We start from the raw sequence: 17,024 nt of genomic DNA, 5'->3' as shown, positions 1-17,024 counted from the left end.
CGTCGTCATTCCTCCGCCCTTTCCGTCGCGCGTGCCGCCGTCCCCGCAGCCGCCGGCGTCGGCGACGCCGGTTCCTCCACACCGCCGCCCGTCTTGGGCACGGAGACGAAGACGCGCCAGCCTTGCGCGTACGGTCCGCAGGTTGCGGTGCCGCCGAGCATACGCGCGCGTTCCTCGATATCGGCAAGCCCGATGCCGCCGCCGGGCGACGCCGGGCGTTCGGGCTTGCCGCCGTCGTCCTGCACGACGAGCTGCCACAGCCCTGGCAGGTCGATGAGCCGCACCGTCGCCTCGCGAGCCGTGCCATGGCGCACCGTGTTCGTCAGCGCCTCGCGGATGATCGCGGCGAAGCAGTGCGCGAGGGCCGACGGCGCCTGCCGGATGCCGTCGACGAGCCGCACCCGCAGCGCCGAGCCTTCCGAAACGGCGGCGGCGTCCTCCATCATCCCCTGGAAGTCGGTGCCTTCGTCCTTGAGGTCGTGCACCGACCTGCGGATCATCGTCATCGCCTCGTCGAGCGTCGCGCCGATCCTGGCGAACTGCGCGGCGTGCCCGGCGTCGCCGAGCGTCGTCGCGACGACCTGGTCGGCCTGCGCCATCATGATCGCACGCGTGAGCGTATGGCCGACGTTGTCGTGGATCTCGCGCGCGATCCGCGTGCGTTCGTTGAGCCGGGCGCGTCGCATGTCGGAGGCGCGCGAGGCCTCGACGTCGTTGATGCGCGCATGCGTCAGGCGCAGCCGCTCGCGGCGCATGTCCGCGAGCGCGCGGTACCGCCGCTGCACACGCCTGCCGTCGGCGCGCATCCACCCGGCGGCGCTCGTCGCCGCCGTCAGCGGCACGAGCAGCAGCGCGACGAGCGTCGCCGGGGCCTGCGGCCAGCCGGCCGTGGAGCGCATGAACGCGCAGACGGCGGCCGCCGCGGCGGCGGCGCACGGCATGCCGGCGAGCGAGAAGCGCGCGCGGCGGCCGCGCGGCCATGGGGCCGCCGCGACCCGTCCGGCGACATCGCAGCCGACGACCGGCAGCAGCGCCGACCATGCGGGCAGCGCGATCGCCGCGGCGCAGTACAGGGCGGCCATCGCGGCCCATCGGCGTTCGCCGACGAGCACGGTGAGCGCGGCGAGCGAGACGACGACGAGGACCCCGACGATCAGGACGGCGGTGACGTCGCCGTGCGCGATGACGGCGAGCGGCACGCACACGGCGACGAGGAGCGCGTGCACGACCATGTCCGCCATCCGCGTCCTCCTTTTTCCGTGTACGTCCTTGCGCGGCGCCCGGGCGCGGGCGCCGCGGATTCCATTATCGAGTACAGCATGGCCGCCGTCACGCGCGCCGTGACAAAAGTCACCATCCGTTCACGAAATGCCGGTATTCGGGGCACCATGTCGCCGACGCCGGCGCGCGCATCATGGTGAGCATGAACGATACGACCCATGCCGATTCCAGGACGCGCACGGCACCACGACCCGCGCAGCGCGTCGCGCACCCCTCCCCCGCCATCGCCGTCAAGGAGCTCGTCAAGCACTACGGCGACAAGCTCGCCCTCGACTACCTCGACCTGCAGGTGCGTCGAGGCGAGATATACGGGCTGCTCGGCCCGAACGGCTCCGGCAAGACGACGGCGATCAACTGCATCCTCGGCCTGCTCACCTACGATTCGGGCGAGATCCGCATCTTCGGCGAGCCGATGGGGCCGACGAGCTACGAGCTCAAGCGCCGCATCGGCATCGTCCCGCAGGACATCGCCGTGTTCAACGAGCTGACGGTCGAGGAGAACGTCTCCTATTTCTGCTCGCTGTACGTCGCCGACCGCGCGCGCCGCCGGGGCCTCGTCGATGAGGCGATCGCGTTCGTCGGCCTCGACGACTACCGCAGGTTCCGTCCGCGCAAGCTCTCGGGCGGCCTGCTGCGCCGCCTCAACATCGCGTGCGGCGTCGTGCACAAGCCCGAGCTCGTCTTCTTCGACGAGCCGACCGTCGCCGTCGACCCGCAGAGCCGCAACTCGATCCTCGAAGGCATCGAGAAGCTCAACGCCGAAGGCTCGACGATCGTGTACACGAGCCACTACATGGAGGAGGTCGAGCAGATCTGCGACCGCATCCAGATCATCGACCACGGACGCCAGATCGCGCTCGGCACCGCCGACGAGCTCAAGCGCATGATCGACGTCGGCGAGCGCATCAGCGTCGAGGCGCCGACGCTCGCCGGCGACGACGCGATGCGCGAACGCACGCTCGATGCGCTGCGCGCGCTCGGCGCCGTGCGCGACGCGGCCTACGAGGACGACGTGCTCACCGTCTCGTGCGTGCCCGGCGCGCACAACCTGATCGACGTGCTCCAGGAGCTGCACCGCCTCGACGTGCCGGCGGGCCATGTCAGCTCGCGCACGCCGACGCTCAACGACGTGTTCCTCGCGCTCACCGGCACCGACCTGCGCGACTGAGGCCGCGCCGACCAATCCAACGAAGGGAGAGCGACGATGTGGAGCACATTCCTGACGACCTTGCGCATCAACCTGCGCGAGAAGTCCTCCTTGTTCTGGCTGTTCTGCTTCCCGATCCTGCTGTCGACGATGTTCCTCGGCATGTTCGGCAACCTGGCGGCCACCTATGAGGTCACGACGATGCGCTTCGCCGTCGTGACCGACGACGCCTACTGCAGGGCGGACGGGGCGCGGCGGCTGCTCGACGCGATGCAGCGCACGCCGCTTCGCGCAACCGCATGCGCCGCCGACGCGGAAGCGCCCGCGGCCGACACGGCGTCATCCGGCGGCGTCGACCTGCGCGACCTGCTCGAGCTGACCGCCGTCGACGACGCGGCCGCGGCGACGGCGCTGATCAACGCCGACGACGACGTGCGCGGCTTCATCGCCGCCGACGACGCGGGCCTGCCGCACATGACGATCAGCCGCGCGACCGTATCGAACGCGAACGACGCGATGGGATCGACCGGCCTGACGGTGTCGCTGAGCATCCTCAACGGCGCCTTCGGCCTGTTCAACCGGCAGACGCTGACGGTCGGGCAGATCATGCGCACCGACCCGACCGCGCTCGCCGACCCCGTCTTCCAGACGGCCGCCGGGGACACACCCGAGTTCACACGTCAGGTGCGCCTGACGAACTTCAGGCCCGACGAAAGCGCCCGCTACTACTACGCGCTGCTCGCGATGACGGCGCTGATGGCGATGACCTTCGCCGTGACGACGGTGTGCTCGACGCAGGCCAACCTCTCCGCGCTCGGCACGCGCCGCTCGCTCGCGCCGCTCACGCGCTTCAGGCAGCTGATGGGCGGATTCCTCGCCAGCTGGCTGTGCACCTTCTGCTCGCTGCTCGTCGCGCTGCTCTACATCCGCTTCGTCTGCCGCATCTCCTTCGGCGGACGCTGGGGCGCCACGCTGCTCGCGATCGTCGTCGCCTCGTTCACGGCGAACGCGCTCGGCACATTGCTCGGCTCGCTGCCGAAGCTGAGCGCCGGCGCGAAGGTCGGCCTGACGACGGCGTTCTCCTGCGCGCTCTCACTGCTCAGCGGCCTGTACGGCTCGGGCGCGATGGCGCTGAGCGACTGGATCCAGCGCCATGCACCGTTCGTGGCCGCCGTCAACCCCACGCAGCAGGTGACGAACCTGTTCTACGACATCCTCTACTACGACTCCTACGCCCCGTTCTTCCGCACCGTCGGCATCCTGCTGACGATGGCGGTCCTCGCCCTCGCCCTCGCGACCGTGTTCCTCAGGAGGCAGCGCTATGCACACCTTTAAAACCACGTTGAAGATCCTGCTGGCGCAACGTCTGATGATCCTCATCTACGTCGTATGGCTGTGCCTGATGATGTTCGGCCTGAGCTGGTCGATGGTCACCGACCTGTCCAAGACGGACAACTCGGTCACCTTCGAGGCGACGCGCCCCGAAGTCGCCGTCGTCAACCGCGACGCGCACGGCGAGGCGCTCGACGAGGCGCTGCGCGGCTTCCTCACCAAGGACTGCGACCTCGTCGACGTCGGCACGACCGGCGAGCAGCTGCAGACGGCGGCCGCGTCCAACTACGCCGATCTGATCGTCATCATCCCCGACGGCTACACGCAGCGTTTCGCCGACGCGCTCGCCGACGGCGGCGACGAGCCGCGGCTCGACGTCGTCGTCAGCTTCACCGGCGCCTACGGCTCGCTCGCCAAGCTCGAGGTCGACGACTTCCTGCGTCTGACGCGCCTCGAGGCGCTCGCCCGTCAGAGCGCGACCGGCGCGTCGACGACGCCGGCGACGCTCGGCGAGGCCGCGACGAACGTCGTCGACGCGCTCGCCGACGACCCGGATGCCTACCCGGCGATCCACGTCGCCGACGACCCGCAGGCGGCGACCGACAGGCAGGAGTCGGCGCGCGTCGCCTATGTGACGACCGTCAGGATGGGCGTCTACCCGCTGCTCGCCGCGATGCTCGTGTGCACGGCGCTGACGATGAACTCCTTCGCCGAGTCGAACGTGCGCCGCCGCCTGTACGCGTCGCCGCAGCGCACCGGCGCGATGGTCATCCAGCAGTTCGCCGGCTGCGCGCTCTTCGGCGTCGTCGTCAGCCTGCTGTACTGGGCCGCGTCGCTCGCGCTGCCCATGCTCGCCGGACTGCCGGTCGACGGCATCCCGCCGGCGACGATCATGTACTGCGGCCTCTCGCTCGCGATCTACGCGCTTGTCGCGGTGGCCGCCGGATTCATGATCAGCATGCTGTCGGCCAACGCCGTCGCCGTCAACGCGGTCGCGAACGTGTTCGGCCTGCTCGTCATGTTCACGTCCGGCATGGCCTTCCCGATCGACATGATGCCGAAGGCGATGATCGCGATCGGCAAGCTGCTGCCGGGCTGGTGGTTCTGCCAATCGGTCGACGCGGTCAACGGCGTCGACGGCCGCATCGACGCCGGCGCGTGGCTCTCCTGCAGCGGCCTCGTCCTGCTCTTCGGCGTCGCGTTCATCTGCCTCGGCTTGGCCTTCTCGAAACTGCGCCGCAACCGCCCCGATCTGTCCGCGCCGGGTGCCACGCAGCTCGCCGAGGTCTGACGGCCCGCACCGGGCATGAGGAGGCCCCGCCGCGATCGGAATGGATGCAATCCGCACCTGTTCCGATCGCGGCGGGGCCGCTTCGCGATACCCCCGCGCGCGAACCGCACCCGCGACATTCGCGGATCAGCGGACCAGCGGATCACATCGCGGCGCGGTACGCCTTCCAGATGTCGCTCAACGCACGGCCGTCCGACTCGCGCTTCCAGACGTTGAGGCTCACGCTCGCGCCGCCGACAGCGCGCGCCGCGGCCGTCGGCGTCGCGTATTCGGTGCCGTCCTCGCCACGGAAACCGTCCTCGACGACGGTGATGACCCATGTCTCGTGCTTGCGCGGACGCACCCACACGAAGCGGTCGCCGGGCCTGAGCAGACCGGCGCGCACGACCTCGGCGACCGTCACGCGCTTCGACGTACGCTTCGGACGATGCGTGCCGACGCCGGTGCGTTCACGGCGCCGCTCCTCCTGTTCGGCGACGACGACGTCCTCGTAGCTGATGTGCCACGCCTGCGCGATGAGGTCGATGATCTGCCTCTGGCGCAGCTCGAGGAACTGCGGCGTGAGCGTCTCGAGGTCGAGCAGCGCGCGCGTGAGCGGGAAACGCTGCGAGCTGGCGGAACGCAGGATGAAGTTGCGCCGCGTCGCGAAATCGTCGACGTCCTCGAGCGAACGCGGCATCGTCTGCGTGAGCACGAAGTTGCCGATGCGCTCCGCCCAGTAGTCGCAGGTGCCGGCCGGCCACGACGCGAACGGCGACCTCGCCGGGACGTGCTCGGGGATGATCGGCACGGCGTTGAGGCTGCGCGGCCGCGTGATGCGTTCGCCGGCGAGCTGTTCGTTCGCGCGGATGAGCAGCAGCCGCCTCATGCCGGCATCGATTGACAGCTCGCCGCGCAGATGCAGCATCGCGAGCCGCTGCTCGTCCCCGCTGACGTGGAAGCCGGCGACGCGCTGCAGCGGCGTCCCCTTCCTCAGGTCGCGCACGATCGTCGCCGAACGGGTGCGCCGTTCGAGCTCGGATTTGCCGTTGAGGCAGTCGATGCCGGTGACGCGGTCGAGCAGCGTGAGGATCTGCACGAGCCGTTCGCCGTCGTGCATCGAGACGTGCGGCCCGACCCTGCCGGAGCTTTCGAAGACGACGGTATCGGGGTCGTCGAGATGCTTGAGCGAATGCACGAGCGCCCACAGCGCCACCGGTTTCCAGTCGTCGTACGGATAGTCGGCGAGGCCGGCGAGCAGGTCGCGCACCTTCGTCGGCAGCAGGCTCTCGCCCGGCTTGTGCAGGATCTCGTCGCAGATAGCGTACGGCCGCAACACATCGTCGATGAATTCGATGCACTGCCCGTCGCCGATGTATTTCGCGATCACATGGTCGCTGAAGTCGGCGAGCAGCGACTGGCACATCGGCGTGCGCGTGAAGATGAGGTCGAGGTCGGCGAAGAATCGCTCGATGCGCGCGTTGTCGTCGCCCATCGGCTCCATGATGTCGTCCCAGTAGCGCGCGTAGACGTCGCGCGCGGCGCTCGAGATGCCGGAGACGACCTTCGCCTTGAAGACGTCGGACGGCGTCAGCGGCATGCCGCGCATGTTCATGACGTCGAAGATGCGGTAGGCGCCGGAGATGTCGTCGGTCGTCACGATGACGAACATGACGTCGTTGACGAGGTAGGAGGCGAAGCGGCGGCGTTCGTCGTCCCTGAGCGGGGCGAGCATGTCGTACGCGCATTTCGCGTTCGTCTGAATGTTGCGCTGCGCCTGCGTCGCGATGTCGGCCTCGCGCAGGTCGAAAAGCGCCTCGAGGTCGCCGCGCTGCACGTATTCGCGGAAGAAGCCCTCGTCCTGCTCGCGCAGGCTCAGCCTCGGCTCGGCGACGATGCCGCGCAGCTTGTCGCCGGTCTCGGTGAGCAGGCCCCGCAGGCTCTCGGCCAGCTGCGGGTCGTCCTCCAGCGTGAGCAGCACCGAGAAGACGATTGACAGCGACACGAGGCGCTGCTGGCCGTCGATGACCTGGTGCATGCCGCGCTCGTCGCGCACGAGGATCAGCGAACCGAGGAAATACGGGCCGTCGTCGACGGCGCACGCGTCGGCCACGTCCTCGATGAGCTGCCTCATCTGCGCGTCGTGCCAGCTGTACGCGCGCTGGAACGCGGGAATCGCGAAACGGTAGTCGGAGGTGAACACCCTCGACAACGGTTTCTCGCTCGCGCTAATCGACATATCGTTCCCCCTCGATGATCGTGACGCCGGCGGCGCGCATCGCCTCGACGGCCCGCGCGCCGAGTTCGGCGCTCACGGGCACGGTCAGGTCCTCGTAGACACGCGTCTCGTAACCGCGCAAGGCCGCGTCGAGTGCCGTGTCGCGCACGCAGTGCGACAGCGCGATGCCGACGATGTCGACACGCTCGACGCCATGTGCGCGCAGCAGGCCGTCGAGCGTGCGCCCTTCGGCGAGCGCCGCCTCGACCTCTTCGCGTGTCGGGACGCGTTCGCCGTTGTCCTCGATGCCGTCGAAGCCGGAGTAGGCGGCCGCGTACTGGCCCTTCCTGATGTGGTGCGGCACGTCGAGCGAGCCGATCGCCGGGTGCAGCCGCGCGTTCGCCGATCCGGCGACGCCGTGCCGCGGCCATGTGTCCACATAGTCCGGCTCGTCCGACCAGTGGTCGCCCGGGTCGATATGCCAGTCCTGCGTCGTGGCGATGAGCGCGTAGCGGTCCCCGTAGCGCCCGACGAAGTCATGGATGGTCCGGGCGACGGCGTCGCCGCCCTCGACGGCGAGTTCGCCGCCCTCGGTGAACGTCGGCTGAACGTCGACGATGATCAATGCTGTCCTCTTCGTGCACACGTTCGCCATTCTAATGCACATGCCTTCGCATGCGCCCCGCCGCGCGCCGTGCATGGACCGCGCTAGCGCATGCCCTTCCACGCGCGGTATTCGTCGGCACGTGCACGCCAGCGGATGCGGTCCTCCTCGCCGATCGTGCGCACGGCATGCGCCGGGTTGCCGACGGCCACGGAATGCGCGGGGACGTCCTTCGTGACGACGGATCCGGCGCCGACGACGACGTCGTCGCCGATCGTCACACCCGGGCAGACGGTCACGCCGCCGCCGAACCAGACATCGGAGCCTATACGGATCGGCAGGCCGCCCTCGAGCTGCTCGTCGCGCGTGGCCGCGTCGATCGGATGGTACGGCGTGTACAGGGCGACGCGCGGGCCGAAGAACACGTTGTCGCCGATCGTGACCGGAGCGACGTCGAGGATGATGCAGTCGGTGTTCGCGTAGAAGTCGCGGCCGATGGCGATGTTGCACCCGTAGTCGCAGCGGAACGGCGGCTCGATGTACGAGCCTTCGCCGAACGCGCCGAGCAGTTCATGGAATAGCCGGTCTCGCTCGGCGAAGGCGTCCCAGTCGGAGGTGTTGATCAGCTGCTGCAGGCGGCGCCGCCTGGCGCCGAGCGCGTGCAGGTACGGGTCGTCGGCGATGTAGAGCTCGCCGGAGAGCATGCGGTCGTATTCGCGCGTGTCGGGCGCTTCGTCCATGGCGTCGTTGTTCGTCATAGCACAGGATACTAGCGGATGCCCTTGTGCTCGGCGGCGAGAGAACGGCCGGCCGCGCGGATGGTGCCTATAATGACGCCAGTGTTTGCCAACGATGGCATCACCCGAGGAAAGAGGACATCGAAAGGAGCATCGACCATGGCCGGTAGCATCTACACGATTCTGTTCATGATCATCATGGCCGCTTTGAGCATCTGGGCGCTGTACTACGTGATCCGCGCCGCCGTGCGCGCCGGGATCATCGACGCCTATCAGCAGATGGGCAAGGTGCGCACGCCCGTCACCAAGGACGACAGGCTGCAGCAGGAGCGCGAGGCGCTTCAGGAGGAGCGCGTGCGCGCGATCGTCGCCGACGAGCACAGGAAGCAGGCGGCGAAGGCCGCCGGCAAGTCGGACAAGTAAGACGATGGGCCGGGCGGCCCTGAACGCGGCCCGGCCCGCTGCGCCTTGGCGGACGCATGATGAGGGGGCGTCCACGGAAGATCTTCCGTGGACGCCCCCTCATCATGCGCGGCAAGCGGCGTGGACGGTCTATTCGGCCATCAGATTGCGCAGCACATACTGCAGGATGCCGCCGTTGCGGTAGTAGTCGGCCTCGCCGGGCGTGTCGATGCGTACGACCGCCTCAAACTCGGTCTTCGTGCCGTCCTTGTGCGTCGCCTCGACGTGCACGCTCTTCGGCGTCACGCCGTCGTTGAGCGCCCGGATGCCGTCGATCGAGTAGGTCTCGGTGCCGTCGAGCCCGAGCGACTGCGCCGATTCGCCCTCCGGGAACTGCAGCGGCAGCACGCCCATGCCGATCAGGTTCGAACGGTGGATGCGCTCGAAGCTTTCGACGATGACGGCCTTGACGCCGAGCATCGCCGTGCCCTTCGCCGCCCAGTCGCGCGACGAGCCGGTGCCGTACTCCTTGCCGCCGATGACGACGAGCGGGACGCCGGCCGCGATGTAGTCGCGCGAGGCCTCGTAGATCGTCGTCGGCTTCATCGCGAGGAAGTCGTAGGTGTAGCCGCCCGGCTTGACCTCCTCGCCCACCGAGGCGAGCAGCATGTTGCGCAGGCGGATGTTGCCGAAGGTGCCGCGCACCATGACCTCATGGTTGCCGCGGCGCGAACCGTAGGAGTTGAAGTTCTTCGGCTCGACGCCGTGCGCGGTCAGGTACTCGCCCGCCGGGCTCGTCGCCTTGAACGCGCCGGCCGGCGAGATGTGGTCGGTCGTGACCGAGTCGCCGAGGAACGCGAGGACGCGCGCGTCGCGGATGTCCTCGACCGGGGCCGGAGTCGCGCTCATGCCGTCGAAGAAGGTCTGCTTGCGCACATAGGTCGAATCCGGGTCCCAGGCGAACAGCTCGCCCTCCGGGACCTCGAGGCCCTTCCAGCGCGCGTCGCCCTCGAAGACGGAGGCGTAGTCGTTGAGGAACATCTCGCGGCTGACGTTGCCGGCGACGACCCGCTCGACCTCCTCGTTCGTCGGCCAGATGTCCTTGAGGAAGACCTCACGGCCCTGCGGGTCGGTGCCGAGCGGCTCCGTCTCGAAGTCGAAGTCCATCGTGCCGGCGAGCGCGTAGGCGATGACGAGCGGCGGCGAGGCGAGGTAGTTCATCTTGACGTCCGGGCTGATGCGGCCCTCGAAGTTGCGGTTGCCGGACAGCACGGCCGTCACCGTCAGGTCGTTCTCGTTGATCGCCTCGGAGATCTCCGGCAGCAGCGGGCCGGAGTTGCCGATGCAGGTCGCGCATCCGAAGCCGACGAGCTGGTAGCCCAGACGGTCGAGGTCGTCCTGCAGGCCCGCCTGCTTGAGATAGTCGGCGACGACCTGCGAACCGGGCGCGAGCGAGGTCTTCACCCACGGCTTGGGGCTCAGGCCCTTGGCGACGGCGTTGCGCGCGATGAGGCCGGCGGCGATCATGACGGACGGGTTCGACGTGTTGGTGCACGAGGTGATCGAGGCGATCGCCACGTCACCGTTCTGGATGTCGAAATCGCCGCGGAAATCGGTCGAGACGTGCACGGGGTTGCCGTTCGTCTTCTCGGTCACATAGCCGGGCAGCGTCTCTTCGAAGGTCGTCTTCGCTCGGTTGAGCTCGATGCGGTCCTGCGGGCGCTTCGGACCGGCGATCGACGGGACGACGGTCGACAGGTCCAGCTCGAGGTATTCGGAGTACTGCGGTTCCACATACTGCGGGTCGTTGACGTCGTGCCACAGCTTGTTCGCCTTCGCGTACGCCTTGACGAGCGCGACCTGCTCGTCGGAGCGGCCGGTCAGGCGCAGATAGTCGAGCGTGACCTCGTCGATCGGGAAGATGCCGCAGGTCGAGCCGAACTCCGGGCTCATGTTGCCGATTGTCGCGCGGTTGGCGAGCGGGACGGACGCGATGCCCTCGCCGTAGAACTCGACGAACTTGCCGACGACGCCGTGCTTGCGCAGCATGTCGGTGATCGTGAGCACCACGTCGGTCGCGGTGACGCCCTCCGGGATCGAGCCCTTGAGCTTGAAGCCGACGACGCGCGGCACGAGCATCGAGATCGGCTGGCCGAGCATCGCCGCCTCGGCCTCGATGCCGCCGACGCCCCAGCCGAGCACGCCGAGGCCGTTGACGGTCGTCGTGTGCGAGTCGGTGCCGACGCACGAGTCGAGATACGCGAGGGGCCTGCCGGCCTGCATCGCCTTCGTCATGACGACCTGGGCGAGGTATTCGATGTTGACCTGATGAATGATGCCGGTTCCCGGCGGCACCACACGGAAGTTCTCGAAGGCCTGCTGGCCCCAGCGCAGGAACTGGTAGCGTTCGCCGTTGCGCTCGTATTCGATGTCCATGTTGATCTGCACGGCGTCGTCCACGCCGTAGGCGTCGATCTGCACCGAATGGTCGATGATCATGTCGGACTGCACCTGCGGGTTGATCACCTCCGGGTCGCCGCCGAGCGCCTTGACGGCGTCGCGCATCGTGGCGAGGTCGACGACGCACGGCACACCGGTGAAGTCCTGCATGACGACGCGGGACGGCGTGAACTGGATCTCATGGCTCGGATCCGCGGCCGGGTCCCACGCGAGCAGCTCGCGCACCTGCGCGTCGGTGATGTTGGCGCCGTCGATATTGCGCACGAGGTTCTCCACGAGCACCTTGAGCGAATAGGGAAGGTGGTCGATGCCCTCAAGATCGCCGATGCGGTAGTAGTCGTACGACTCTCCCCCGACGTTGAGGACGTCCAGCTGATCGTCGCGCATGGACATAGGTTCCTCCGAACTTCAGTGTCGAACTTGTGATTGTCCCACATGATTGCGTTGTCTTCGCCGCGCGCAGCGTCGTGCGCGAGCGCGGCCGTCGTGCACGAGGATACCGCGGCGATGTTTCAACGCCCGGAGACGCGCTTGTATTGTGAGATGACCGTGCGCGTCGCCTTCGGCAGGAACTTCGGGAACAGCCATACGCTCAGCGCGAAGAGCAGCGTCGCGATGACGATCTGCACGCCGAGCGCGAGCAGGGCCTTGCCTCCGGGAAGCTGGAACGCGAAGAAGCGCGCGATGAAGGGGATGCACATGCCGACGACGCCCGCCGCCGCGAAGGCCGCGACGAGCCAGCCGCGCCACGAGTTGAGCGGCGTCGCGACGCGCGCGAGCACGTAGACGCCCATGACGAACAGCACCGTCGCGCACATCGAACGCCATGAGGTCAGCTCGGCCGCGCAGGACGCCACGTCCCAGCCCATCATCCTCGGGATGAACCACGCGGACAGCAGCACGGCGAGCGCCGTCGCGATGCCGCATGGCAGCGAGAACGCGAAGACGCGGCGCAGGAAGCCGGGGATGTAGCGGCGTGTGTTCGGCGCGAGCGCGAGCAGGAACGCCGGCGCTCCGATCGTCAGCGCGCCGATGTAGCTGATGTGCCGCGGCAGGTACGGGAACGGGATCATGCTGAGCACGACGCCGAAGGAGATGAGCGCCGAATAGACGGTCTTCGTCAGGAACAGGCTCGCGACGCGCTCCATGTTCGCCATGACCTGGCGTCCGCGCGCGACGACGTCGGGCAGATGCGAGAACTTCGAGTCGACGAGCACGACCTCGGCGACGGCCTTCGTCGCAGGCGCCGCGTTGCCCATCGCGATGCCGAGGTCGGCCTCCTTGATCGCGAGCGCGTCGTTGACGCCGTCGCCGGTCATCGCGACGACGTGCCGCTGCGTGTGCAGCGCCTGCACGATCGCCTTCTTCTGTTCGGGCAGCACGCGGCCGAGCACGTCGACGCCTTCGAGGACGCGCGCGAGCTCGTCGACGTCCTGCGGCAGCTTGCGCGCGTCCATCGCGACCGGCTTGCGGTCGCCGGTGAGCCTGACCTTGCCGGCGATCGCGCCGACGGTCACCGGGTTGTCGCCGGAGATGATGCGGCAGCGCACGCCCTGCTCGCGGAACCAGGCGAGCGTCGGCTCGGCGTCGGCACGGATGTGCTCGGAGCACAGCACGATCGCGACCGGCCTCGCGTCCGCCTCGAGCTTCGGGTCGGTCTCGAAATCGGCCGGGACGGGGCCGACCGCGTGGGCGACGAGCAGCACACGCATGCCGTCGTTCGCATAGCCGTCGACCTGTTCGAGGACGTCCGGATACGGTGTCGAAAGCGCGGAGAGCAGCACTTCGGGGGCGCCCATGTACCATACGCCGCCGGGGCCGGCCTCGGGGGCGTCGTGGAACGCGACGGCGCTCCATTTGCGCGCGCTCGAGAACGGCACGCGCTCCAGGTCCGCGGTGCCGGTGAGGCCCTGCGCGCCCAGGCCGGCGAGCACGGCGCGGCCGGTGCCGTTCGGGCTCTGCTCGTTGGCCAGGTCGTAGAGCGCCTGCATCGCCTGGCGCTTGTCGGTGCAGGCGGGCAGCGCGATGAAGTCGTCGTAGACGATGCCGCCGTCGGTGATCGTGCCGGTCTTGTCGAGGTTGAGGCAGTCGACGCGTGCGAGCGTCTCGACCGAATCGAGGTCCTGGACGAGCGTGTCCTTGCGTGCGAGCCTGATCGCCGCGAGCGCGAAGTTGAGCGATGTGAGCAGCACGAGCCCCTCGGGAACCATGCCGACGACGCCGGCGACCGACGAGACGACGGCCTGGCGCCATGCGCCGCTCGCGAGCGCCGCCGACCAGCCGCCCACCGTGTTCATCTGCGTGACGATGAGCAGCACGCACAGCGGCACGACGAGGAGGGTCATGAACTTGAGGATCGTGTTGATGCCCTTGTTGAGGTCGGAGACGTTCTTCTTGTACACCTTCGCCTGCGCGGTCAGCGTCGCCGCGTAGCTGTGCGCGCCGACGGCGGTCACGTGCACCAGGGCCATGCCGGAGACGGCCGTCGATCCCGAATAGACGGTGTCGCCGTCCTGCTTGCGCACGGTGCGCGATTCGCCGGTGATCATCGATTCGTCGAGCTCGAGCCCCCATGTCTCGACGATCGTCGCGTCCGCAGGCACCTGCTCGCCCGAACGCAGCCACAGGAGATCGCCCAGGACGATGCCGTTGTGGGGGACGTCGACGTCCCTGCCGTCGCGGCGCACGAGGTAGTCGGAGGCCACGAGGATCGACAGCCGGTCGAGCGTGCGCTTGGCGCGCAGCTCGGTGACGATGCCGATGCCGGTGTTGATGATGATGACGAAGCCGAAGACGGCGTCCTTCCATGAGCCGGCGACGAGCACCATGACCATAGCCGTCAGGATGATGCCGTTGAACAGCGTGAACACGTTCGCGCGCACGATGTCCGCCAGCGAACGCGACGTCGACGACTTGACGGCGTTCGTCTGCCCGCGTTCGACGCGCTCGGCGACCTGGGCCTGCGTCAACCCCCGTTCGTCCGCGTCCGGCACCCCCGGGACGTCGCGGTGCGTTGCCATGTTCGTCGTTTCGCTCATGCGCGCCAGTCTACCCGACCGTATGCATGGCGGCCATCCCCGCGCCATCGGGGAACAGGGACCGCAAAGTCGACCGTCCCTCCGTCGCCCTGCCGCCGGAAGCCCTCCTGGGGCGGTAGACGGAAGCCGAGATGGCCGTCGATCCGTCCGATCCGCCCTTCTTGCTCATCCTGATTCGGTGTACGGCATCGCGAGCGCCTGCCTGCAGGGGCCGTCCGGTTCGCTCGGATCTGCGGACCCCGCCACGGCGATGCAGTCCATCGGCGGGACGTCGACGATCCGCGGCTGCTCCGCAGGCAGATAGCACTCGCTGCCCCCTTCTTGGGGTCGAAGACCATGGCCTCGTCGCGACGTCGGCGACGGCATTCAGCCGAACACGGCGGCGGCGCCGACCACCGCGAGCGCCTCTTCGTCGATGACGTCACGGCCGTAGGCGTCGAGGAAACGGTCCCGGTACCGGTCCGTATGCAGGTTGAACATGAGCGTCCACGCACCCCAGAACACGTCGACGTGCCGGTCGCCGACGCCCGCCCCGCCCACGTCGATGTAGCCGCTCAGCCGCCAGTCTTCCAGCATGATGTTCGGCAGGCAGTAATCGCCGTGCAGCAGCACCCGCCCGGTCAGCCCGCCAAGGCCTTCGGATGCGACGCGGTACGCCTCTTCGACCGAGGCGTGGCCGAACATCTGCGATTCCTGGGGAGGATGGCGCAGCCTCTCCTCGACGTTCGCCTCGACGTCGGCCCGGCAGCGGTCCATGCAGTCGCGCATCGGGCAATCGGACGCATCCGTCTCGTGCAGCCGGCGCAGCAGCGTGCCGATCGTCTCGGCAAGGCGTTCAGGCCCTTCGAGGTACCGCGCCGCCGTGCAGTCGTCGCCTCCGAGCGCCGCCGTCAGCATCCAGTCCTCCTCGGCGCCGACGTAGCCGAGCAGCCGCGCGCCGATGCCGAGGCCATGGAAATACCCCGTCATCGTCGCCTCACGCGCGAGCGCGCCTGCGGCCGCGCGCTTGAGGTACAGGCCTCCTGCGGCGTCGGCGTAGTACACGCGGGCCTGCGGCGAACTCGAGCTGTCGTGGATCGGCGCCCCTTCGATCAGGGCCCGCATCGTGGCGGGACAGGCGTCGAGCAGCGCGGAGGGGTCGTCGAGCGGCGTATGCTTCATCGCGGATCGTTCATCTCGTGAAGACGGCGACCGTCTCCACATGGTGCGTCATCGGATAGATGTCGAAGGCGGCGATCGAGCGCAGCGCGTATCCGAGCCGCGTCAGCGTCGCCGTGTCGCGCGCGAGCGACGCCGGGTCGCAGGCGATGTAGACGACGACCGGCGCGCCGGAGTCGGCGATCTTCGCGCACACCTTCGCCTTCGCGCCGGCGCGCGGCGGGTCGAGGACGACGACGTCCGGATGCGCGCGCTGCGGGTCGACGTCCTTTTCGAGCGTCCTAAGCACGTCCCCGCACAACGCCTGCACGGTGTGGACGCCGGCGGCCTTGAGGTTGCGGCGGCCGTTGGCGACGGCCGTCTTCGAGCCTTCGATGCTGACGAGCTTCGCGTGGTCGTCGACCAACGTCGCGAGCGGCAGCGTGAACAGCCCCGAGCCGGAGTACAGATCCCAGATGACGAGGTTGCGGCCGTTGCGCGGCGCGCGGCCGGCGAGCGCCTCGCGGACCTGGTCGACGACATACTGCGGCAGCGCCTGCGGCGCCTCGCGGTGCATCTGCCAGAAGCCGGCGGCGTCGACCGTGTACGTGAATTCGCGGCCGTCGACGGAGATCCGCTCGGTGAGGTTGCGGCTGCCGTGGCGCACCTTGCCGTCGACGATGACCGCGTAGTTGTCCCCTATCGCCCGGCGCAGCGCCCCGGGCGTCGCGGTTTCGGCGGCTTCGGCGCGCGGCTCGGGCACCGCGACGCGCAGCTGCGCGTTCGCCGGCAGCGCGCCGTCCCAGATGTCGTTCATCGCGGCCGCCTCGAGCACGGCGCGCGTCGCGAGCGGCATCGTCTCGATCGGCACGCGCAGATGGCTGCCGCGGCGGTGCATCGACGGCCGGCCCTCGTCGTCGGTGATCATCTCGATGCGCGTGCGCCAATGAAGGCCCCGCGCCTCCTCGTCGCCGGGCATCGCGTAGACGGGCACGTCGTCGAGTTCGACGTGCCCGAGCCGGGCCATGACGTCGCGGACGGCGGCCGCCTTCCAACGTTCCTGGCCTTCGAGCGAGACGTGGATGAGGTCGGCGCCGCCGACGCCGCCTCCCATCGCGAGCGGTCCGGCAAACGGCCACGCCGGCTCGACGCGGTCCGGGCTCGCCTCGAGCACCTCGACGACCTCGCCCGTCCAGAAGCGGTCCTTGCGGTCCGCCGGTTCGTCGAGCACGATCCTCACGCGTTCGCCGGGCAGCGCGAAGCGCACGAAGACGACGCGCCCGTCGATGTGCGCGACGCACCTGCCCTGGTCCGCGTACCGTTCGATGTCCACCGTGGCTTCCATGCGCTCTCCTGTCCTGTCCCGTGCCGTCTCGTGCGCGGCATGCGTTGCTGTTG

At 68.8% G+C, this 17,024-nt stretch carries 12 protein-coding genes; 4 read left to right on the top strand and 8 right to left on the bottom strand.

The window, feature by feature from the left end:
- Positions 1-5: 5 nt before the first annotated feature.
- The gene (locus D2E22_RS06420) at positions 6-1,241 is read right to left on the bottom strand and encodes a sensor histidine kinase (RefSeq protein WP_126032260.1); all 1,236 of its coding nucleotides are present in this window, start codon (positions 1,239-1,241) and stop codon (positions 6-8) included.
- A 182-nt stretch (positions 1,242-1,423) separates the two neighbouring features.
- Here D2E22_RS06420 and D2E22_RS06415 point away from each other — a divergent pair, with 182 nt between their 5' ends.
- The 3 genes from D2E22_RS06415 to D2E22_RS06405 are packed head-to-tail and all read left to right on the top strand — an operon-like array spanning position 1,424 to position 5,051.
- Positions 1,424-2,449, top strand: a complete 1,026-nt coding sequence (locus D2E22_RS06415) for an ABC transporter ATP-binding protein (protein WP_126032259.1) — start codon at positions 1,424-1,426, stop codon at positions 2,447-2,449.
- A 36-nt stretch (positions 2,450-2,485) separates the two neighbouring features.
- Complete coding sequence (locus tag D2E22_RS06410) at positions 2,486-3,763, top strand: ABC transporter permease (RefSeq protein WP_126032258.1); 1,278 nt, start codon at positions 2,486-2,488, stop codon at positions 3,761-3,763.
- The gene (locus D2E22_RS06405; protein ID WP_241218258.1) at positions 3,750-5,051 is read left to right on the top strand and encodes an ABC transporter permease; all 1,302 of its coding nucleotides are present in this window, start codon (positions 3,750-3,752) and stop codon (positions 5,049-5,051) included. The genes D2E22_RS06410 and D2E22_RS06405 overlap by 14 nt, the downstream gene beginning before the upstream one ends.
- 142 nt (positions 5,052-5,193) lie before the next feature.
- On the opposite strand, the gene D2E22_RS06400 is transcribed toward D2E22_RS06405, so the two are convergent.
- The 3 genes from D2E22_RS06400 to D2E22_RS06390 all read right to left on the bottom strand — a co-directional run bounded on the left by D2E22_RS06400 (position 5,194) and on the right by D2E22_RS06390 (position 8,610).
- Entirely contained in the window at positions 5,194-7,269 is a 2,076-nt protein-coding gene (locus D2E22_RS06400) for a GmrSD restriction endonuclease domain-containing protein (protein ID WP_126032257.1), read from the bottom strand.
- Positions 7,259-7,894, bottom strand: a complete 636-nt coding sequence (locus D2E22_RS06395; RefSeq protein ID WP_420897244.1) for an isochorismatase family protein — start codon at positions 7,892-7,894, stop codon at positions 7,259-7,261. Before D2E22_RS06395 ends, D2E22_RS06400 begins: the two co-directional genes overlap by 11 nt.
- A gap of 62 nt (positions 7,895-7,956) precedes the next feature.
- A complete protein-coding gene (locus tag D2E22_RS06390) occupies positions 7,957-8,610 on the bottom strand; it encodes a sugar O-acetyltransferase (protein ID WP_241218256.1) in 654 nt (217 codons plus the stop codon).
- A 138-nt stretch (positions 8,611-8,748) separates the two neighbouring features.
- On the opposite strand from D2E22_RS06390, the gene D2E22_RS06385 reads away from it, so the two are divergent.
- Positions 8,749-9,012 carry a DUF6019 family protein gene (locus D2E22_RS06385; protein ID WP_126032256.1) on the top strand — a complete coding sequence of 88 codons (264 nt, stop codon included), beginning with the start codon at positions 8,749-8,751 and terminating at the stop codon, positions 9,010-9,012.
- Between the two features lie 129 nt (positions 9,013-9,141).
- On the opposite strand, the gene acnA is transcribed toward D2E22_RS06385, so the two are convergent.
- From acnA to D2E22_RS06365, 4 genes are all read right to left on the bottom strand, one after another.
- Positions 9,142-11,844 carry an aconitate hydratase AcnA gene (gene acnA, locus D2E22_RS06380; protein WP_126032255.1) on the bottom strand — a complete coding sequence of 901 codons (2,703 nt, stop codon included), beginning with the start codon at positions 11,842-11,844 and terminating at the stop codon, positions 9,142-9,144.
- 119 nt (positions 11,845-11,963) lie between these two features.
- Positions 11,964-14,489 carry an HAD-IC family P-type ATPase gene (locus D2E22_RS06375; protein WP_126032254.1) on the bottom strand — a complete coding sequence of 842 codons (2,526 nt, stop codon included), beginning with the start codon at positions 14,487-14,489 and terminating at the stop codon, positions 11,964-11,966.
- Positions 14,490-14,855: 366 nt separating this feature from the next.
- Positions 14,856-15,650 (bottom strand): aminoglycoside 3'-phosphotransferase, encoded by a 795-nt coding sequence (locus tag D2E22_RS06370; protein WP_126032253.1) that lies wholly within the window; start codon positions 15,648-15,650, stop codon positions 14,856-14,858.
- Positions 15,651-15,660: 10 nt separating this feature from the next.
- The gene (locus tag D2E22_RS06365; RefSeq protein ID WP_126032252.1) at positions 15,661-16,971 is read right to left on the bottom strand and encodes a class I SAM-dependent RNA methyltransferase; all 1,311 of its coding nucleotides are present in this window, start codon (positions 16,969-16,971) and stop codon (positions 15,661-15,663) included.
- Between the last annotated feature and the right edge of the window lie 53 nt (positions 16,972-17,024).

The sequence above is a fragment of the Bifidobacterium castoris genome (genome assembly GCF_003952025.1).
In the GTDB taxonomy this organism is placed as follows: domain Bacteria; phylum Actinomycetota; class Actinomycetes; order Actinomycetales; family Bifidobacteriaceae; genus Bifidobacterium; species Bifidobacterium castoris.
The sequence above is the reverse complement of the archived record's forward strand: the minus strand, read 5'-3'. Positions and strand labels throughout refer to the sequence as shown.